Below are 20,530 nucleotides of genomic sequence, written 5' to 3' on the forward strand. Positions count from 1 at the left end.
ATTACTCGCCTTTAGCTGCTTTGAAAGCTTCAGCCATTGCGTTGTTAGCGAAATTTGAGTCTTCTTGTTTGTTCACAGAAGCGATAGCGTCTTTTTCATCAGCTTCGTCTTTTGCACGAACAGACAGGTTGATTACGCGGTTTTTGCGATCAACGCCAACATATTTAGCTTCAACTTCATCGCCAACGTTCAGAACTTGAGTTGCATCTTCAATGCGGTCACGAGAAGCTTCTGATGCACGCATGTAACCTTCAACGCCGGCAGCTAATTCAACTGTAGCACCTTTTGCGTCAACTGCGGTAACTTTACCAGTAACAATAGTACCTTTCTTGTTTACAGACAGGTAATTGTTGAATGGATCTTCTGCCAGTTGTTTTACGCCCAGAGAGATGCGCTCACGTTCTGCATCTACTTGCAGAACTACAGCAGCGATTTCGTCGCCTTTCTTGTATTCACGAACTGCTTCTTCACCTGCAACGTTCCAGGAGATGTCAGACAGGTGAACCAGACCATCGATGCCGCCGTCCAGACCGATGAAGATACCGAAGTCAGTGATAGACTTGATTTTACCTTCAACACGGTCGTTTTTGTTGTGAGTCTCAGCAAATTGCTGCCAAGGGTTAGATTTACACTGCTTCAGACCCAGGGAGATACGACGACGTTCTTCGTCGATATCCAGAACCATAACTTCCACAACATCACCAACGTTGACAACTTTGGATGGGTGGATGTTTTTGTTGGTCCAATCCATTTCTGAAACGTGTACCAGACCTTCAACGCCTTCTTCGATTTCAACGAAGCAACCGTAGTCAGTCAGATTAGTTACGCGACCAGTCAGTTTAGTACTTTCTGGATAACGCTTAGCGATTGCTACCCATGGATCTTCACCCAGTTGTTTCAGGCCCAGAGATACGCGGGTACGCTCACGGTCGAATTTCAGTACTTTAACTGTGATTTCATCGCCCACATTGACGATTTCGCTTGGATGTTTAACACGTTTCCAAGCCATATCAGTAATGTGCAGCAGGCCATCAACGCCGCCCAGATCAACGAATGCACCGTAGTCAGTCAGGTTCTTAACGATACCTTTAACTTCCATACCTTCTTGCAGGTTTTCCAGCAGCTGATCGCGCTCTGCGCTGTTTTCAGATTCGATAACAGCACGACGGGAAACAACTACGTTGTTGCGCTTCTGATCCAGCTTGATGACTTTGAACTCAAGCTCTTTGCCTTCAAGGTGAGCAGTATCACGAACTGGACGAACGTCAACCAATGAACCAGGCAGGAACGCACGGATACCGTTCAGTTCTACAGTGAAGCCGCCTTTTACTTTGCCATTGATAACGCCAGTGACAGTTTCAGCTTCTTCGTATGCTTTTTCCAGCATCAGCCATGCTTCGTGACGTTTCGCTTTCTCACGGGACAGGATAGTTTCACCGAAACCATCTTCTACCGCATCCAGAGCTACGTCGATTTCATCGCCAACTTGGATTTCCAGCTCGCCTTGAGCATTTTTGAATTGTTCTACAGGAATTGCAGATTCTGATTTCAGACCTGCGTCAACCAATACAACGTCTTTATCGATAGCAACTACGACACCACGAACGATGGCACCTGGACGAGTTTCGATAACCTGTAGGGATTCTTCAAAGAGTTGAGCAAAAGATTCTGTCATGTTAATGATCTTCAAGGTTTTTAATTAACGTCCATTTAGCATCCAGCCGAATGGGGTTGTTTTACATACCTCACAACTTTTCCTTGTTATAAGGTGTTTTGGTGTACCAGCATATTTCACTACCAATACACCAGAATTCTATATACATCTTCTTGATACGCTACTGCAATAGCGTATTTGCGAAAATTAACGATTATGCAGGTATTTCCAGCGCGTTTTTCGCATAAGCCAGTGCTTTATTAATCACTTCTTCGATAGACATGCTGGTCGAATCCAAGATCAATGCATCTTGTGCAGGCACTAAAGGCGCAACTGCCCGATTGCGGTCTCGAAAGTCCCGCTCCTGTATTTCGGACAAAAGGCGGTCAAAGTTAACACTAAAACCATTCTCCTGCAACTGTAACATGCGTCTGTGGGCACGTTCTTCCGCACTTGCATCAAGAAATATTTTTACTGGCGCATCAGGAAATACAACAGTTCCCATATCACGACCGTCCGCTATCAGCCCTGGAGCAACGCGGAAAGCTCTCTGCCGACGCAAAAGCGCTTCACGGACGCGTGGGAATGTCGCTGTCTGTGAAGCCGTGTTTCCAACGGTTTCGGTACGAATTTCATTGCTGACATCTTCGCCTTCCAGAATGACCCGAAGTTTACCATTTGCAGGCACAAAACGAACATCCAGGTTTGCAGCCAGAGGAACCAGAGCGTCTTCAGACTGGATATCCACCTGATGGTGAATGGCAGCCAGTGCCAATACTCGATAAATGGCACCTGAATCAAGTAATTGCCAATTTAACGCTTCAGCCAATGCCTGACATAATGTTCCTTTGCCAGCACCACTTGGCCCATCAACGGTTATTACTGGAGCTATCGCCGCCATCATTATCCTCCTCTTCGCGTGACATTCGTATAACAGACAGGTCATTTACCGAATGCAGAAAATTGCTTAATTAGCAAGCAATAAAAAACCTGTCTTATTATACGCGCTCAGCAGATGAGAAAAACAGGCTTAGCACAATTATCCCCAAATTTCATATTCCAAAATTTCATAGCAAATCATTTTTCACCACGAATTTCTCTTTAAAAGCCATTTAGTTATATCTATTTTGTATATTGACTAAGCATTTCAAGCTGATTGAAATAATCTGGGAATGTTTTTGCTGTACAACCCGGATCAAGGATGGTGACTGGTGTATCAGACAAAGCCACCAATGAGAAACACATTGCAATCCGGTGATCATTATAGGTTTCAATTTCAGCATGATTGAGCTTTTCTGGTGGATAAACTCGAATATAATCATGCCCTTCTTCCACTTCCGCACCTATTTTTCGTAATTCAGTTGCCATTGCATTGAGCCGGTCTGTTTCTTTTACCCGCCAATTGTAAATATTGCGGATAACTGTTTCTCCCTGCGCAAACAGCGCCGTTGTCGCAATAGTCATTGCAGCATCAGGAATCTCATTCATATCCATATCAACGCCTGTCAATGTACCACGTTCACACTCGACAAAATCATCCCCCCAGCGAACAGTCGCCCCCATTTGTTCCAGCACATTGGCAAATTTGGTATCCCCTTGCAGGCTATTTCTGCCAATGCCGGTGACACGAACTGTTCCACCTTTAATTGCTGCGGCAGCCAGAAAATAAGATGCCGATGAAGCATCACCTTCCACCAGATACTGCCCCGGAGACAAATATTGCTGCTGCCCTTTAATGTGAAAAACCTGATATTGTTCATTGTCTATCGTTACACCAAAACTTTTCATCAGTGCCAATGTAATATCAATATAAGGTTTAGAAACCAAATCACCTTGTATGTGAATTTCCGTGTCGTTTGCTGCCAATGGCGCAGCCATCAATAAAGCTGTCAGGAATTGGCTGGAAACACTGCCGTCAACGGTAACTTTTCCGCCTGAAAATCCCCCCTTGATACGTAAAGGCGGATAATTTTCCTGTTCAAGATAATCAATTTCGGCTCCCCCTTGACGCAGTGCATCGACCAAATGACCAATTGGACGCTCTTTCATACGAGGTTCACCGGTCAACACCAGACTCATACTGCTATCTCCCAAGCATAGCGCCGCTGCCAATGGGCGCATTGCTGTACCTGCATTGCCCAAGAACAGTTCAATTCCACTTTTTCCGGTAATGTGGCCTCCAATACCATTTACTTCACAAATAGTACGATCAGCGGATAAACGATAGGAAATGCCCAATGCAGTCAGCGCATTAAGCATGTGACGAATATCATCACTGTCCAATAAATTGGTTAGCCGGGTTGTCCCTTTAGCAAAAGCCGCAAGTAATAAAGCGCGGTTGGAAACGCTTTTAGAGCCGGGCAAATTAATCGTTCCATTAATACGGGAAATAGGTTGTAACGTCAGGGATTGCATAAAGAGAGAAATCTCCGGTTTTTTAATATGTTATACCCTTGTCTTTCAAACCGTTATTTTTCAAACTACCATTTGAAATCTATTGGGATATATTTTTAGGGTAAATTGAGGGGTTTTAGATCGGGAAGTGTCATCCCTCCCGACGATAAAAAATTAAGCGTTGCGGTGTTCAAAATCCGCCATAAATTCAACCAATGTTTTTACTCCCTCATAAGGCATGGCGTTATAAATGGAAGCACGGGCGCCTCCTGCCACTTTATGCCCTTTCAACGCATGCAGCCCGTGTGTATAGGCTTCTTCCAAGAACTGACCATCTAATATTGGGTTAGCCAGTTGGAATGGCACATTCATGATAGAACGATTTTGAGGAGCAACACGGTTGATATATAACTTGCTGTTATCAATGGCACGATAAAGATGTTCGGCTTTTGCAAGATTGCGTTTGCTGATTTCTTGTAACCCTCCCTGCTCTTTCAACCACTTGAATACCATGCCAGATAGATACCATGCAAATGTCGGTGGCGTGTTGTACATAGAGTCGTATTGAACCTGCACAGTATAATCCAGGATCGACGGCGTATGCTGGTGTGCTTTACCCAGAAGATCATCACGAATAATAACGACGGTAATCCCTGCTGGCCCAATATTTTTTTGTGCTCCAGCATAAATAACACCATAACGACTAACATCAATAGGTGCGGAGAGAATAGTTGAAGAGTAATCGGCAATCACAATCTTATCATCACCAAAATCAGGCTCTTCAAAAATAGCAATACCTTCAATAGTTTCATTAGGACAATAATGGACATAAGCAGCATCACTGCTCAAACCCCATTCACTCATCGGTTTCACACTAGTGATACCCTCTGTTTCTACTCTGATATCAATGATGTTTGGTGTGCAATATTTTTTGGCTTCTTTCGCTGCACATTCAGACCAGTAACCACTAACGATATAATCTGCTGTTGATTTATCACCCAATAAGTTCTGTGGCAATGCCGAGAATTGTGCACGAGCCCCACCATGACAAAACAGCACCTTATAATTCTCAGGTATTGATAATAAATCTCGGAGATCTTTTTCTGCTTCTGCCGCAACAGCCACGAATTCTTTGCTACGGTGGCTGATTTCCATCACCGATGTCCCCAAGCCATGCCAGTTGCAAAGTTCCTGCTCTGCACGTCGTAATACTTCTGCTGGCAACATGGCTGGACCAGCGCTGAAATTATATACCTGACTCATTAACCTCAACCTCACCCTATCAATGGATACAATAAAATCGGATGCATTGGTTTTATCACTCCCGCCCTGCCGCTGCAATGGTTATTAAAATATTGTTGCAAACTATTGCTACAACCTATTGTTACAACCTATTACATCACTGGCAGATAGAATTATATTATCGGGAACTTAATTATCAAAAATACCTATAAGAAAGTTAGGGTGATATTTTTAGCTTATACAGAAGATTTAAAATACATCTCAAAAATAATCTACATCCATAAATATAAACATATGGATATTTCGCTCCAATAAGAGCATGGGGAAAACAACATTCTAAAAAAATGTATGTTAATGAATATAAAAAATGGTCATGTATTTAAAATTTTGATCAAAAAATAGGAAGGCACTTTATGCACCTTCCTATTTTTCTATATCAGGAATTAAATCAGAAATTAATACTTACTGAACATTTCCTGAATTTTTGCCACATCAGAAGTCTGCGTCAGAGCCAGTTGCAGAAGAACGCGAGCTTTCTGTGGGTTCAGGCGCTCTGATGCCACAAATCCATATTTGCTGTCGTTAACTTCAGCATTCTGAGTTGTATAGCCGAAAGGAATGCGGCTGGAGCGAACAACAACAACGCCATCTTTAGCTGCTTGAACCAGAGTATCAAAAATGGACGTATAGATGTTACCGTTACCTACACCTGCGCTAATAATGCCTTTATAATCATTTTCAACAAACGCTTTTGCTGGCAGATCAGATGCGTTGGAGTAGTTATAAACGATGCCAACTTTTGGCAATTTATCCAATTTGCTAACATCAAAAGCGGCTTTGTTGGCTTTTACTGGTGCTGCAGAATAGTAATTCACTTTGCCGTTGTGAACGAAGCCCTGTGTACCAGCATTCACAGCCTGAAATGCCTGAACTTCAGTTGTGCTCAGCTTACCAATATCACGACCATGAATAACGGTATCATTCATTGCAAGCAGAACACCACGGTTTGCAGAATTTTTATCAGCAGCAACAACAACCGCGTTGTATAGGTTCAGTGGGCCATCAGCACCCAGCGCAGTAGATGGACGCATTGCGCCAACCATTACGATAGGTTTTTGGCACTGAGTGGTCAGATCGAGGAAATAAGCAGTTTCTTCCATGGTATCAGTACCGTGGGTGATAACGAAACCGTCGGTTTTGTCACAATCTGCATTGATTTTTTTCGCCAGAGTCAGCCACACCTGATCGTTCATGTCCTGAGAACCGATGCTGACAACCTGCTCGCCTTTTAAATCAGCAATATTCTTAATTGCTGGTACAGCATTCAGCAGTGCATCAATTCCCACTTTGCCAGCGGTATAATTAGACTGAGTTGCAGATTCACCACCACCAGCAATTGTGCCACCAGTTGCCAAAACAGTAACATTTGGCAGAGCGAAAGCAGAGCCACTGACTAAAGCCAGAAAACCGGCTATTGCTGTTATTTTAGTCTTTTTCATTATTCAACCTCTTGTAAAAAAAGCTATTTTATTATGTAAACTCAGAATAAAGAAACTCTAATTAACAATAATTTTTGGGAACTAATAGAGCGGATGAAAAAAACACCGTATGATATGCGGCCTTTAACATAAATTGAAGTGAATCACGATGACGCAAACCTATATTCCAGGCAAAGACGCCGCGTTGGAAGACTCCATTAATCGTTTTCAGCATAAGCTGGAGTCTCTTGGTTTTAATATTGAAGAAGCCTCATGGCTGAATCCTGTCCCGAATGTTTGGTCAGTACATATCCGCGATCGCGACTGTCCTCTGTGCTTTACCAATGGCAAGGGGGCCAGCAAAAAAGCTGCGTTGGCATCTGCATTGGGAGAATATTTTGAGCGTCTATCAACAAACTATTTCTTTGCTGACTTTTACCTCGGTGATGCCGTTGCCAATGGCGAGTTTGTTCATTACCCAAATGAAAAATGGTTCCCGTTACCAGAAGATGATTCTCTGCCAGAAGGTATTTTAGACGAACGTCTGCATCGTTTTTACAACCCAGATAACGCACTCTGTGCTAGCCAGTTAGTTGACCTGCAATCTGGTAATGAAGAACGGGGAATCTGCGCCCTGCCATTCACTCGCCAGTCAGATAACCAATCTATTTATATTCCAATGAATATTGTCGGAAACTTGTATGTTTCAAACGGCATGTCAGCTGGCAATACCATGAACGAAGCACGCGTTCAGGGATTATCTGAAGTGTTTGAGCGGTATGTGAAAAATCGCATTATCGCAGAATGCATCAGCTTGCCTGAAATTCCACAAGATATTATGAACCGCTACCCAAGTGTGGTTGAATCAGTTAATAAATTGCAGGAAGAGGGCTTCCCACTCTATTGTTACGATGCTTCACTTGGTGGACAGTTCCCGGTTATTTGTGTCGTCCTGTTCAACCCTAATAATGGCACCTGTTTTGCGTCTTTTGGCGCTCATCCTGACTTTGGTGTTGCGCTGGAGCGTACAGTCACAGAATTGCTACAAGGCCGTAGTCTGAAAGATCTGGATGTCTTTACTCCACCAAGTTTCGATGACGAGGAAGTTTCTGAACATACTAATCTGGAAACTCACTTTATTGATTCAAGCGGTGCAATCAGTTGGGATCTGTTTAAGCAAGATGCTGACTATAAGTTTGCTGACTGGAATTTCAGCGGAACAACAGAAGAAGAATTCGCCACCTTGATGGGGGCCTTCAATAAACTGGATGCTGAAGTTTACATTGCTGATTATGAGCATCTTGGTGTTTATGCCTGCCGCATTCTGGTTCCCGGTATGTCAGATATTTATCCGGTCGAAGACCTGCATATTGCTAATAACACTATGGGAACCCATCTACGGGACACTATTCTGACATTGCCGGAAAGTCAATGGCAACCAGAAGAATATCTGGCTTTCCTCGAACAGTTGGATGATGAAGGTTTGGACGACTTCACTCGTGTTCGTGAATTATTGGGGATTGCTGCGGGTAAAGATAACGGTTTGAGCAACCTGCGTATCGGTGAATTGAAATCCATGCTGGCACTGGCTGGTGGCGACTTGGAACAAGCACTGATTTGGGTTGAATGGACACAGGATTTCAATGCCTCTGTTTTCACCGCTGAACGAGCTAACTATTATCGCTGTCTGCAAACGCTGTTGCTGTTGACCCAAGAAGAAGATCGCAAACCAGAGCAATATTATCAGGCATTTGTAAAAATGTACGGCCAAGACACTGTCGATGCTGCTTCAGCAGCCATTGTCGGAGAAAACTGCTTCTATGGACTATGGTCTATTGATTCGGAATTAAAAACATTGCCAGCCCATCAAGCATTACTAAATGCTTATGAGAAATTGCAAAAAGCCAAGCGTGAATTTTGGGCCAATAAATAAACCATTAAATTAAAGTTTATTAATCATTAAAAGTAAAATTCAGGTTAAATATAATTTATTTTGAAACAACAAATAAATGACAATTTAACCTGTTATTTTACTTTTAGCACCCTAAATACCAAAATCATCTCTGAAAGACCAAAACCTGCTATATAAAATATTTCTATAAATTTTAAAAATAATTTTTTATTTATAAATCATATCGTTAAAGTAAAATTACCACATTCAAGCAGCCATATTTCATCAGACTTTCAGTCTAACATGATCCATATCAAATTCAGGCCAATGTCCGTTTGTTACTATCAGTGCGTGCTATAATTAATTAAGAATAAAGAGAGTGTTAGGATGAACACTGACAACCCTTTTAATTTATTTCCACCTGCTGTAATGGCACAAATCGCTGATGATAATGGTGTATATAAAGTCAATAAACACCCCGCAGTGACTTACTTATCGGCAATCATGGCAGGCATGTTTATTTCCATTGCTTTTGTTTTTTATATTACGGCAACAACAGGCGCTTCTTCCATTCCTTATGGATTGGCTAAATTAACTGGCGGGATCTGTTTTTCCCTTGGTTTGATGTTAGTGGTGATATGTGGTGTTGATCTCTTCACTTCCACGGTATTGACAATCATTTCAAAAGCAACGGGGCGTATTACTTGGTCTCAAATGGTCAAAAACTGGATTAACGTTTATATCGGTAATCTGATTGGCGCACTATTTTTCGTGGCCTTGATTTGGTATTCCGGCCAATATGCCGTTGCCAATGGTGCTTGGGGTCTAAATGTATTACAGGCAGCAAACCATAAAATGCACCATTCTTTTATTGAAGCGGTATGCCTGGGTATTTTAGCGAACCTGATGGTATGCCTTGCGGTCTGGTTGAGCTATGCCGGACGCAGTCTGATCGATAAATTATTCGCATTGATACTGCCAATTGGTATGTTTGTCGCCAGTGGCTTTGAACATAGTATCGCTAACATGTTTTTAATTCCGTTCGGGATTGTTATCAAAAATTTTGCACCAAATGAGTTTTGGGTGAAAGCAGGAGCAACCGCTGAGCAATTTCCTCAACTCAACATTTCAAACTTTATTACCGATAACCTAATTCCGGTAACGATAGGTAATATTATTGGTGGGGCGGTATTGGTTGGGTTGACTTATTGGTTGATTTATTTACGTGGTGGTAAAAAACACTAATTCCCCTCCACGCCAGATTTCTTAAAAGTTCCACTGTTAAAAGGTAGAAGTATCATGTCCGAGTTAAACAAAAAATTTTCTGTAGCATGGCAAGGTTTTAACGAGGGTAGTTGGCAGAATGAAGTCAACGTTCGTGATTTCATCCAGAAAAACTATATCCCGTATGAAGGTGATGAATCATTCCTTGCAGGCGCCACAAAAGAGACTGATGTTTTGTGGGAAAAAGTCATGGAAGGTATCAAAATCGAAAACCACACTCATGCGCCGGTGGATTTTGATACTGACGTTGCATCTACAATTACTTCTCATGATGCTGGTTATATTGAAAAAGATCTGGAACAAATCGTTGGTCTGCAAACCGAAGCGCCATTGAAACGTGCCATTATTCCGTTTGGTGGTATTAAAATGGTTGAAGGTTCTTGTAAAGCCTACAATCGTGAGTTGGACCCAAAACTCAAACAAATCTTCACTGAATATCGTAAGACTCATAATCAGGGAGTGTTCGATGTTTATACACCTGATATCCTGAAATGCCGCAAATCTGGTGTATTGACGGGTCTGCCTGATGCCTACGGTCGTGGCCGAATCATCGGTGATTATCGTCGCGTAGCATTGTACGGTATCGACTTCCTGCGTGATGAAAAATTTGCCCAATTCACTTCTTTACAAGAAAAATTGGAAAACGGCGAAGATTTAGAATCTACTATCCGCTTACGTGAAGAACTTGCTGAACAGCACAGTGCTCTTGGTCAAATCAAAGAGATGGCCGCTAAATATGGCTATGATATTTCCAATCCTGCCACCAATGCTAAAGAAGCAGTGCAATGGACTTATTTCGCTTATCTGGCAGCCGTTAAATCTCAAAACGGTGCTGCGATGTCCTTCGGTCGTGTTTCCAGCTTCTTGGATATCTATATCGAACGCGATATTCAAGCAGGTAAATTGACCGAACAACAAGCTCAAGAGCTGATTGACCATTTAGTCATGAAATTGCGCATGGTGCGTTTCCTGCGTACTCCTGAGTATGATGAACTGTTCTCAGGCGACCCGATTTGGGCAACTGAATCACTGGCCGGTATGGGCTTGGATGGCCGTACTCTTGTGACCAAAAACAGTTTCCGTTTCCTGAATACGCTATACACCATGGGGCCATCCCCAGAACCTAACATGACTATCCTGTGGTCTGAAAAGCTACCAATTAGTTTTAAAAAATTCGCAGCAAAAGTATCGATTGATACCTCATCCCTGCAATATGAAAATGATGACTTGATGCGTCCTGACTTCAACAGCGATGATTACGCTATCGCATGTTGTGTCAGCCCAATGATTATTGGTAAACAAATGCAGTTCTTCGGTGCTCGCGCAAACTTGGCAAAAACCATGCTGTATGCCATCAATGGCGGCGTGGATGAAAAAATGAAAATGCAGGTTGGCCCGAAAGAAGAACCAATGAGAGACACCGTGCTGGATTATGACAAAATCATGGAGCGCATGGATCACTTCATGGATTGGCTGGCAAAACAATATGTCACTGCTCTGAACATCATCCACTACATGCATGACAAATACAGCTATGAAGCTTCATTAATGGCACTGCATGATCGTGATGTGTTCCGTACCATGGCATGTGGTATCGCAGGCCTGTCCGTTGCTGCTGACTCATTATCTGCCATTAAATATGCGAAAGTTTCCCCAATCCGTGATGAAGATGGTTTGGCAATTGATTTCAACATTGAAGGTGAATACCCACAATTCGGTAACAACGATCCACGTGTCGATGATATCGCTTGTGATCTGGTTGAACGCTTTATGAAGAAAATCCAGAAATTACAAACATATCGCAATGCGGTTCCAACACAATCTGTACTGACCATTACCTCAAACGTGGTTTATGGTAAGAAAACGGGCAATACCCCTGATGGACGTCGTGCTGGTGCACCATTTGGACCGGGAGCTAACCCAATGCACGGACGTGACCAAAAAGGTGCAGTTGCTTCATTGACTTCGGTTGCTAAACTGCCATTTGCCTATGCTAAAGATGGTATTTCATACACTTTCTCTATCGTGCCTAGCGCATTGGGTAAAGACGACGAAATACGTAAAGCAAATCTGGCGGGCCTGATGGATGGTTATTTCCATCACGAAGTCGATATCGAGGGTGGTCAGCACCTGAACGTTAACGTGATGAACCGCGAAATGCTGCTGGATGCAATGGAAAATCCTGAGAAATACCCACAGTTAACTATTCGCGTATCAGGTTATGCAGTGCGGTTTAACTCGTTGACTAAAGAACAGCAACGAGACGTTATCACCCGTACATTTACTCAAACTATGTAATAGTAAAATACCAAAAATAATTACTTGAAATAGCGTTACCTCAAAGTGTCATTATGTTCTATTGAAATAAAATGACATACACTAAAGGCTCCTTAACACTCGGAGCCTTTATTAGCTTGTCAGTTTTGGAGAAGTCCTTTCATGTCCGTACTTGGTCGTATCCACTCATTTGAATCCTGCGGAACCGTAGATGGCCCCGGTATCCGCTTTATCGCGTTTTTCCAAGGTTGCCTCATGCGCTGCCTCTATTGCCATAACCGCGATACTTGGGATACCCATGGCGGAAAAGCGGTAACTGTTGAAGAATTAATAAAAGAAGCAACAACCTATCGTCATTTTATGAATGCTTCGGGTGGCGGAGTCACTGCTTCCGGTGGTGAAGCAATTCTTCAGGCAGAATTTGTTCGTGACTGGTTCAGGGCTTGCCATGAAGAAGGCATTCATACCTGTCTGGATACCAATGGCTTTGTTCGCCGTTATGATCCGGTGATCGATGAACTATTGGATACGACTGATCTGGTTATGCTGGATTTAAAACAGCTTAATGATGATATTCACCAAAAATTAGTCGGCGTATCCAATCATCGGACTCTTGAATTTGCTCGTTATCTGGCAAAACGCAATCAAAAAACCTGGGTTCGTTATGTGGTTGTTCCTGGTTGGTCAGATGACGATCAATCAGTTCATTTACTGGGTGAGTTCACCAAGGACATGAAAAATATTGAAAAAATAGAATTATTACCTTACCACGAACTTGGTAAACACAAATGGATTACCATGGGTGAAGAATATAAGCTGGAAGGTGTTAAACCTCCATCAAAAGAAACAATGGAAAGAGTAAAAGAAATTTTAAGTAGTTATGGGCATCATGTAATTTATTAGATGCATTCCCCTATCTCTAATTCTTAAGATAAACTGACTCTCTCAATCACTTGAGGTCAGTTTCCTTTGAAGGGATTTAAATCCAATCTGCTACTTGCAATCATTGCATTGAATAAATTTTTAAGTTCCTTTAAATTCCGTTCCATAACTAATAGTATGAAATACCGTTAGATACAATGTATTGTAGATATCCTAAATATTATTGCTCGTCTTCACCCATTTTTAAATAAAATTAATAAGCCATAAGCAATTAATATCTAATGCTTTTTATTACTCTATCGATCTGAAAGAAGCTATCCTTCTATATTTAGAGGAAAAAATAAATCAGAATAATCCACTAACAATAGCGTTAAATATTTTATTATAAAAAAGACAATGCCTGATAACTAAAATAAAATCATTTATTTTAAGTAAGGATGATTTAGAAAATTAATCCAAACTGATATCAGCACAAGCAATAACAACCTAAAATCATTCATTATTACCTATAAAAATGCACCTTTCTCTGCTGATAAAAATCAAAATTAATACTTGTTGATTAATAATTTTTATATGATAATTCTGACGTTTTCTCTAACAATTTGTGTTTACGGAATGGAAATAGAGAAAAATCAATTAGGAAATTACCATTCAATAATGATAAATCGGAACAAAAATGAATAATCAAGAGATTAATTTGAATTCAGGAGAGAACAACGTTTCCCTGAATAAAGAAAAAGATACATTTATTCCAGGTGGCCGTGCTGTAGGAGCAGGAGCAGCAACAGAGTGGATTGGTAATGCTTGGGAAATGTTCAAAGCACAACCAATGAAATGGATACTGCTGACCTTAATCTATTTGGTTATCACATTCATTTTGCAGTTAATTCCTATTGTCGGCCTTGTTATGATGCTGTTTAGCTCAGTATTTATTGCAGGATTTATCGCTGCCAGTGAAAAACAAAGAACAACGGGTGATTTTGAAATAGAATTACTTTTCCATGGATTTAAGAATAAATTCGGCTCATTAGTGGCTGTTGGTGGACTTTCCATCGGCATATCTATACTTGGTGGCATTGCTGCTGTCATACTTGGTGGAACAAGTTTACTGCAAATGCTTTTTGTCGGGCAAGATCCAGACGCAATGCTATTAATGGGAAGTCTTTCTACTTTAATGCTGGCAGTATTAGTTCTGTTACTCTTTAGCATCGTTGCCCTTGCATTTTGTTGGTTTGCTCCTGCTCTGATTATTATTAATGATCTAAAATTTGGTGAAGCAATCTCAATGAGCTTGAGTGCAGTAAAGAAAAATTTATTTGGTGGTTTTCTCTTCTTCTTACTGGCGGGCATTATGATAGCTATTTCCGCAATCCCATTGGGGTTAGGTTTATTTGTTACTATCCCGATATATATGGCAACCTATTATACAACCTATCGCAGCATTTTTTATGCTCCAGAAACTCAAGAGACAAAATCTAGCTTAATCAGCTAAATGTATTGGAAAACATTTATACGTAAAAAGCGCTAAAAATAGCGCTTTTTTAATATTCAATGTATGTGTATTGAGATGAAAAAAATAATTAATAACCAAAATATTCATCCAGATTTGAAAAAATCACCCAATAATTCAGACAATGAAAACAGTATATTCATTCCCAACGGCCAATCAATCGGAGCAAGTGCAGCTATTGCCTGGATAGGCGATGCATGGGATTTTATAACACCTAAACTTGGTATGTGGATATTGATGGGAATTATCTATGGTGCTATCTCTTTAGGCATCGAATTCATCCCTTATTTCGGCTTTATCCTTTCTAATTTACTGGAACCTTTATTTTTTGCTGGAATTATTGCCATTTGTGAAACACAAAGAATAACAGGTAAGTTTGAGTTAGGAAAACTATTCTATGGTATCTATAATAAATGTGGTGCTCTGCTGGCAGTTGGTATCATTATTTGTGGAATAAAGATATTAGGAAGTCTTATTTCTGCTCTACTAGATGGTAAAGATCTCTATCAATCTATTTTAGATGATCTCTTTTTATATAGTAATTATGATTCAATGATCATTGGTTCTGATTCAGAAATATCATTTTTATCTTTTTTCACTCTCCTGATTTCCTTGTTTTTATCTAGCGCGTGCTCTTGGTTTACATCTGCATTGATTATACTGAACAACTTTAACGTAAAAAAAGCTCTATTAACCAGTCTAAAAGCTATATGGAAAAACCTCTCAGAGGTATTACTATTCCTTCTCTTTATGTACCTTTTGATCTTTATTTCTGCAATCCCTCTATTCTTGGGACTTTTTTTTACAGGACCATTGAATCTGGCAACATCTTATACCTCTTATCGTAGTATTTTTTATAAACAAGAATCAAAGAAAGATGAAATAGCGATGATAAGTTAATTCATGATAGTTACTCATAAAAAAGCGCCATTATTTGGCGCTTTTTTATTAAGAATGAATGGTGTTAACCAATGTATTCCAATCCCTTCATATAAGGACGCAATACTTCTGGGATTTCAATGCGACCATCAGCCAACTGATAGTTTTCCATTATTGCAACCAGAGTACGCCCTACCGCAAGACCAGAACCATTCAGTGTATGCACCAATTGAGTTTTCTTGTCATCTTTACCGCGGAAACGCGCTTGCATGCGACGAGCCTGAAAATCCCACATATTGGAGCAAGAGGAAATTTCGCGATAGGTATTTTGCGCAGGTAACCAAACTTCCAAATCGTAAGTTTTTCTTGCACTCGCTCCCATATCACCCACACACAGCAGCATTTTGCGGTAAGGAAGATTCAATAATTGCAATACCTTTTCTGCATGACCTGTCAGTTCTTCCAGTGCATCCATGGATTTCTCAGGATGAACAATCTGAACCAGTTCAACTTTGTCAAATTGGTGCATACGGATCAGACCACGGGTATCACGACCATAAGAACCCGCTTCGGAACGGAAGCAAGGAGTATGTGCCGTCATTTTCAGTGGTAATGTGCTTTCATCCAGAATTTCATCACGAACTAAGTTGGTCACTGGTACTTCAGCAGTTGGAATCAACGCGTAATGACTGCCAGATTCTTCTTCCAGTGGCCTAGTATGGAACAGATCTTCACCAAACTTAGGTAACTGGCCTGTACCATATAAGGAATCATGGTTAACCAGATAAGGGACATAAGTTTCCAGATAACCATGCTGCTCTGTATGCAAATCCAGCATGAACTGCGAGATGGCACGGTGCAGACGAGCAATCTGACCCTTCATTACCACGAAACGTGAGCCAGTCAATTTAACCGCAGCAGCAAAATCAAGACCGCCAGCCAATTCACCCAGAGATACATGATCTTTGACTTCGAAGTCATATTGGCGTGGTTCACCCCAACGACTAATTTCCAGATTATCACTGTCATCTTTTCCGTCCGGAGAAGAATCATCTGGGATATTCGGCATACTTAATGCGATGCTACGGATCTCAGCCTGCAAGGTTTCCAGTTCAGCTTTTGCTGAATCCAGTTTTTCTCCCAACTGATTCACTTCCTGACGCAGTGGTTCAATATCTTCACCACGGGCTTTAGCTGCACCAATAGCCTTCGATCGGGAATTACGTTCTGCCTGCAGGGTTTCAGTTTCAACTTGTAAAACTTTGCGGCGCTCTTCTTGTTTGCGCAGCGTCTCCACATCAAGGGTATAACCCCTGCGAGCCAGTTTTTCGGCGACTGCGTCTAGCTCATTACGCAGTATATTTGGATCGAGCATGCTAGTCCTGTGCTTGTTGTTATTGAAAAAACTACAGCTCTTAGCTGCAGTTTGAAATTGTTAGATATAAACCTTACCGTATCAAGAAAATTAACGATAGCGTTTTATCGGGCTATTTTGATCCTGTTCCATTAGCCAGTTTAACTTCTCACCAATCTTACCTTCCAGCCCTCTGGCTGCCGGATAATAATAACGTGTTTGTTGCATTTCTGGTGGAAAATAGACTTCGCCGGCAGCATACGCATTCGCTTCATCATGGGCATAACGGTAAGCTTCGCCAAACCCAATCTCTTTCATCAGTTTAGTCGGAGCATTACGCAAATGAGCAGGAACATCATAATCTGGCTTGTTTTGCGCGTCCGCCATAGCTGCTTTGAATGCTGTATAAACCGCATTGCTTTTCGGTGCACATGCAAGATAGACAATCGCTTGTGCAATTGCCCTTTCTCCTTCAGCCGCGCCTACGCGCGTAAAACAATCCCATGCAGCAATAGCTATCTGCATTCCACGTGGATCAGCATTCCCCACATCTTCAGAAGCAATTGCCAATAACCGACGGGCAACATAAAGCGGATCACCGCCTGCGGTAATAATTCGGGCATACCAGTAAAGTGCTGCATCAGGTGCTGAACCGCGGATTGATTTATGCAGGGCAGAAATTAAATCGTAATATCGATCGCCTTTATTATCAAACCTCGCACTCCTTTCCCCACTCACTTCTTTCAACAACTCCGGCGTCAAAATCCGTTGCCCTTGCTCATTGGTTTCCGCCATATCTGACATCATTTCTAGCAAATTCAGTGAACGACGTGCATCTCCCGCAACAAGCTCTGCTATCATCTGGCGAGTATTGTCCGGTAAGACGATATTTTGCCCTCCAATGCCACGCTCTGTATCGTTCATGGCTTGAATCAACACCTGTTCAATTTCTGCCGTCGAAAGTGATTTCAATAAATAGACGCGAGCCCGTGACAACAATGCTGAATTTAATTCGAAAGAAGGGTTTTCGGTTGTTGCACCAATAAATGTGATCGTACCGTCTTCAATATGTGGTAAAAACGCATCCTGCTGGCTTTTATTAAACCGATGAACCTCATCGACAAATAAGATAGTTCTGCGCCCTGCATTACGGTTTTGTTGTGCTTTTTCTATGGATTCGCGGATTTCTTTAATGCCAGAAGTGACTGCCGAAATACGTTCAATATCAGCTTGCGCGTAATAACCAATGATTTCAGCCAACGTTGTTTTTCCTGTTCCGGGCGGCCCCCATAAAATCATGGAATGGAGGTGACCGGCTCGGATTGCTCTTGGCAAAGGCTTTTCTTTCGCCAATAAGTGTTGCTGACCGATATAATGATCCAATGTGACTGGCCGCATTCTTGCGGCCAGTGGCTGGAATTCATTTTGTGAAAAATCGAGAGAAAGATTATTCACTTAAACCTCACTGGCGTTGATCATCCAGCGTGACACCTTCCGGTACGGTAAATTTGAATTTTGCCGCATCCACGTTTACGTTTTGCTGCCCTTTCAATTGATAAGCACTTTTTTGCCCATCCTGTTCAACGGCAGTAAATTTTTGGATCGTTCCCTCTGGGGTCACGCTAATTGAAAAATGTTTTAAATTGCCATTGGTATTATGAGGAGTCAGCTCAAAGTTATTGCCGTTCTGCACAACTTTGTACTGTTTCCAGTCAGCCGGATCATTACGCGCTATTAGCATAAATGGCGTATTTCCCGTTGCTTCTTTTAACCAATTTGCTGTTACTTGTTCAACGAAGGGGTTATAAAACCACAAAGTTTTACCATCAGAAACTAAAACGCTCTCATCAGGTGATGTCATATGCCAGTTAAACAAATTAGGGCGTTTGATCCAAAGTTCCCCTTCTCCTTTTTGGATCGTTAAATCGTCATTACTAGTGACTATTTGGGTGAAACCAGCATGAAAGCTATTCACCTTTCCCAAACGCCCTTGTAGATCCTGCGTTGCATCAGCCCACGCAGAACTTATGCTCACACCCATCATTAGGCAACCAATTAACATCAGTTTTTTCATGTGCGAGATACCTTCAATTCATTTTATTATCAGCCATCAATTGCCGATACTGTATTGCATTTCACAGCGGTAATTAATGTTCATGCGGCGGAGGTGCCAAAACTTCACGATTACCATTATGCCCTGGTGTACTGACTATTTGTTGCGCTTCCATTTGTTCGACAATCCGGGCTGCTCGGTTATATCCAATACGGAATTGACGTTGTACACCCGAAATAGAAACACGACGTTTTTCAACTACAAATTCAACTGCTTGATCAAACAAGGGATCCAGTTCTTCTTCGCTATCAAATCCCATACCGCCTTCACCATCTTCTCCCCCTTTGATAATACTATCTATGTATTGAGGGCGACCGCGGGCTTTCCAATCATTCACGACTTCATGAACTTCTTGATCACGTACAAATGCGCCATGAACACGTACAGGAATGGAAGAGTTTGGTGCCAAATAAAGCATATCCCCCATACCAAGCAATGATTCTGCACCACCTTGATCAAGAATGGTACGGGAATCTATTTTACTGGATACCGTAAATGCAATACGCGTTGGAATATTTGCCTTAATCAACCCTGTGATAATATCAACAGAAGGGCGCTGTGTTGCCAGTACCAAATGAATACCTGCTGCTCGTGCTTTCTGGGCCAAGCGCGCGATTAATTCTTCCACTTTTTTCCCGACCGTCATTATTAAGTCGGCAAACTCATCAACCATTACCACAATATAAGGCTCTTTTTTCAGCATAGGATGCGTTGCATCCATACTGTCACCCGGCTTCCAGAACGGATCAGGAATCGGGCGCCCCATATTTTCCGCCTGTTTGATCTTGTCATTATAGCCCGCAAGATTGCGCACCCCTAGAGCTGACATCAGCTTATAACGTCGCTCCATTTCGTTTACACACCAACGCAATGCATTGGCTGCATCTTTCATATCGGTAACAACTTCAGTCAATAAGTGCGGAATACCTTCATACACCGATAATTCAAGCATTTTGGGATCAATCATGATAAAGCGAACATCTTCTGGTTTCGCTTTATACAAAATGCTGAGGATCATTGCATTGACCCCTACCGATTTCCCCGAACCAGTCGTCCCTGCTACCAGTAAGTGAGGCATTTTACCCAAGTCAGCCACAACCGGCTGCCCTGCAATATCCTTTCCTAAAACGATAGTTAACGGGGAAGGATTATCACGGAATTTCTCACAATCCAGAACTTCCCGTAAATAAACTGTTTGGCGTTTTTTATTGGGTAATTCCAAACCAACATAAGGTTTCCCCGGAATAACTTCTACAATACGGACGGCTACCGCTGAAAGCGAGCGAGCGAGGTCACGTGATAAGTTAGAAATACGGGAAGCTTTCACTCCCGGAGCCAGATCCAATTCAAATCGTGTGATTACAGGCCCTGGAGAGAACCCAACAACATCCGCTTTAACACGATAGTCATTCAAACGGGCTTCAATTAAACGAGAGATTTGCTCAAGCGCAAACATATCAACCGGTTCTTCTTCCGCTGGAGGTTCCGCCAAAAGATCCAGAGAAGGCATCGGTGTCGTTGGTTTTGGCAATGGCTGATCATTTCGCATCAAAAATGGATGGAACAAGCTAT

15 protein-coding genes are annotated in these 20,530 nt (G+C 41.8%); 6 read left to right on the top strand and 9 right to left on the bottom strand.

The window, feature by feature from the left end; all coding sequences use genetic code 11:
* Position 1 precedes the first annotated feature (1 nt).
* The 5 genes from rpsA to ansB form a co-directional block, all read right to left on the bottom strand.
* Entirely contained in the window at positions 2 to 1,675 is a 1,674-nt protein-coding gene (gene rpsA, locus PSI14_RS11340) for a 30S ribosomal protein S1 (RefSeq protein WP_273575985.1), read from the bottom strand.
* Between the two features lie 193 nt (positions 1,676 to 1,868).
* Positions 1,869 to 2,555, bottom strand: a complete 687-nt coding sequence (cmk, locus tag PSI14_RS11345) for a (d)CMP kinase (protein WP_273575986.1) — start codon at positions 2,553 to 2,555, stop codon at positions 1,869 to 1,871.
* A gap of 221 nt (positions 2,556 to 2,776) precedes the next feature.
* Positions 2,777 to 4,069 carry a 3-phosphoshikimate 1-carboxyvinyltransferase gene (gene aroA, locus PSI14_RS11350; RefSeq protein ID WP_273575987.1) on the bottom strand — a complete coding sequence of 431 codons (1,293 nt, stop codon included), beginning with the start codon at positions 4,067 to 4,069 and terminating at the stop codon, positions 2,777 to 2,779.
* Positions 4,070 to 4,222: 153 nt separating this feature from the next.
* Positions 4,223 to 5,311, bottom strand: coding sequence for a 3-phosphoserine/phosphohydroxythreonine transaminase (serC, locus tag PSI14_RS11355; RefSeq protein WP_273575988.1), 1,089 nt, complete (start codon positions 5,309 to 5,311; stop codon positions 4,223 to 4,225).
* 434 nt (positions 5,312 to 5,745) lie between these two features.
* Positions 5,746 to 6,789 carry an L-asparaginase 2 gene (ansB, locus tag PSI14_RS11360; protein ID WP_273575989.1) on the bottom strand — a complete coding sequence of 348 codons (1,044 nt, stop codon included), beginning with the start codon at positions 6,787 to 6,789 and terminating at the stop codon, positions 5,746 to 5,748.
* A gap of 148 nt (positions 6,790 to 6,937) precedes the next feature.
* On the opposite strand from ansB, the gene ycaO reads away from it, so the two are divergent.
* The 6 genes from ycaO to PSI14_RS11390 all read left to right on the top strand — a co-directional run bounded on the left by ycaO (position 6,938) and on the right by PSI14_RS11390 (position 15,512).
* Positions 6,938 to 8,701, top strand: a complete 1,764-nt coding sequence (ycaO, locus tag PSI14_RS11365) for a 30S ribosomal protein S12 methylthiotransferase accessory factor YcaO (RefSeq protein WP_273575990.1) — start codon at positions 6,938 to 6,940, stop codon at positions 8,699 to 8,701.
* A gap of 345 nt (positions 8,702 to 9,046) precedes the next feature.
* Positions 9,047 to 9,904 (top strand): formate transporter FocA, encoded by an 858-nt coding sequence (gene focA / locus PSI14_RS11370; RefSeq protein WP_273575991.1) that lies wholly within the window; start codon positions 9,047 to 9,049, stop codon positions 9,902 to 9,904.
* Between the two features lie 54 nt (positions 9,905 to 9,958).
* Positions 9,959 to 12,241: a formate C-acetyltransferase gene (pflB, locus tag PSI14_RS11375; protein WP_273575992.1), complete on the top strand. Its 2,283-nt coding sequence runs from the start codon at positions 9,959 to 9,961 to the stop codon at positions 12,239 to 12,241.
* A gap of 141 nt (positions 12,242 to 12,382) precedes the next feature.
* Positions 12,383 to 13,123: a pyruvate formate lyase 1-activating protein gene (gene pflA / locus PSI14_RS11380; RefSeq protein WP_273575993.1), complete on the top strand. Its 741-nt coding sequence runs from the start codon at positions 12,383 to 12,385 to the stop codon at positions 13,121 to 13,123.
* 655 nt (positions 13,124 to 13,778) lie between these two features.
* Positions 13,779 to 14,594, top strand: coding sequence for a BPSS1780 family membrane protein (locus tag PSI14_RS11385; RefSeq protein WP_273575994.1), 816 nt, complete (start codon positions 13,779 to 13,781; stop codon positions 14,592 to 14,594).
* 75 nt (positions 14,595 to 14,669) lie between these two features.
* A complete protein-coding gene (locus PSI14_RS11390; RefSeq protein ID WP_273575995.1) occupies positions 14,670 to 15,512 on the top strand; it encodes a BPSS1780 family membrane protein in 843 nt (280 codons plus the stop codon).
* A gap of 64 nt (positions 15,513 to 15,576) precedes the next feature.
* Here PSI14_RS11390 and serS read toward each other — a convergent pair whose 3' ends face one another.
* The 4 genes from serS to PSI14_RS11410 all read right to left on the bottom strand — a co-directional run.
* Complete coding sequence (serS, locus tag PSI14_RS11395; RefSeq protein ID WP_273575996.1) at positions 15,577 to 16,866, bottom strand: serine--tRNA ligase; 1,290 nt, start codon at positions 16,864 to 16,866, stop codon at positions 15,577 to 15,579.
* A gap of 90 nt (positions 16,867 to 16,956) precedes the next feature.
* Positions 16,957 to 18,300, bottom strand: a complete 1,344-nt coding sequence (locus tag PSI14_RS11400; RefSeq protein WP_273575997.1) for a replication-associated recombination protein A — start codon at positions 18,298 to 18,300, stop codon at positions 16,957 to 16,959.
* Between the two features lie 7 nt (positions 18,301 to 18,307).
* Positions 18,308 to 18,919: an outer membrane lipoprotein periplasmic chaperone LolA gene (gene lolA / locus PSI14_RS11405; protein WP_273575998.1), complete on the bottom strand. Its 612-nt coding sequence runs from the start codon at positions 18,917 to 18,919 to the stop codon at positions 18,308 to 18,310.
* Between the two features lie 73 nt (positions 18,920 to 18,992).
* Positions 18,993 to 20,530: DNA translocase FtsK (locus PSI14_RS11410; protein ID WP_273575999.1), on the bottom strand; the 1,538-nt coding region annotated here is incomplete at its 5' end.

The organism is Xenorhabdus anantnagensis, assembly GCF_028598555.1.
Taxonomy (GTDB): Bacteria; Pseudomonadota; Gammaproteobacteria; order Enterobacterales; family Enterobacteriaceae; genus Xenorhabdus; species Xenorhabdus anantnagensis.

Coding starts and splice junctions, on each gene's coding strand:
- rpsA (WP_273575985.1), bottom strand. CDS start 1,675: ATGACAGAATCTTTTGCTCAACTCTTTGAAGAATCCCTACAGGTTATC.
- cmk (WP_273575986.1), bottom strand. CDS start 2,555: ATGGCGGCGATAGCTCCAGTAATAACCGTTGATGGGCCAAGTGGTGCT.
- aroA (WP_273575987.1), bottom strand. CDS start 4,069: ATGCAATCCCTGACGTTACAACCTATTTCCCGTATTAATGGAACGATT.
- serC (WP_273575988.1), bottom strand. CDS start 5,311: ATGAGTCAGGTATATAATTTCAGCGCTGGTCCAGCCATGTTGCCAGCA.
- ansB (WP_273575989.1), bottom strand. CDS start 6,789: ATGAAAAAGACTAAAATAACAGCAATAGCCGGTTTTCTGGCTTTAGTC.
- ycaO (WP_273575990.1), top strand. CDS start 6,938: ATGACGCAAACCTATATTCCAGGCAAAGACGCCGCGTTGGAAGACTCC.
- focA (WP_273575991.1), top strand. CDS start 9,047: ATGAACACTGACAACCCTTTTAATTTATTTCCACCTGCTGTAATGGCA.
- pflB (WP_273575992.1), top strand. CDS start 9,959: ATGTCCGAGTTAAACAAAAAATTTTCTGTAGCATGGCAAGGTTTTAAC.
- pflA (WP_273575993.1), top strand. CDS start 12,383: ATGTCCGTACTTGGTCGTATCCACTCATTTGAATCCTGCGGAACCGTA.
- PSI14_RS11385 (WP_273575994.1), top strand. CDS start 13,779: ATGAATAATCAAGAGATTAATTTGAATTCAGGAGAGAACAACGTTTCC.
- PSI14_RS11390 (WP_273575995.1), top strand. CDS start 14,670: ATGAAAAAAATAATTAATAACCAAAATATTCATCCAGATTTGAAAAAA.
- serS (WP_273575996.1), bottom strand. CDS start 16,866: ATGCTCGATCCAAATATACTGCGTAATGAGCTAGACGCAGTCGCCGAA.
- lolA (WP_273575998.1), bottom strand. CDS start 18,919: ATGAAAAAACTGATGTTAATTGGTTGCCTAATGATGGGTGTGAGCATA.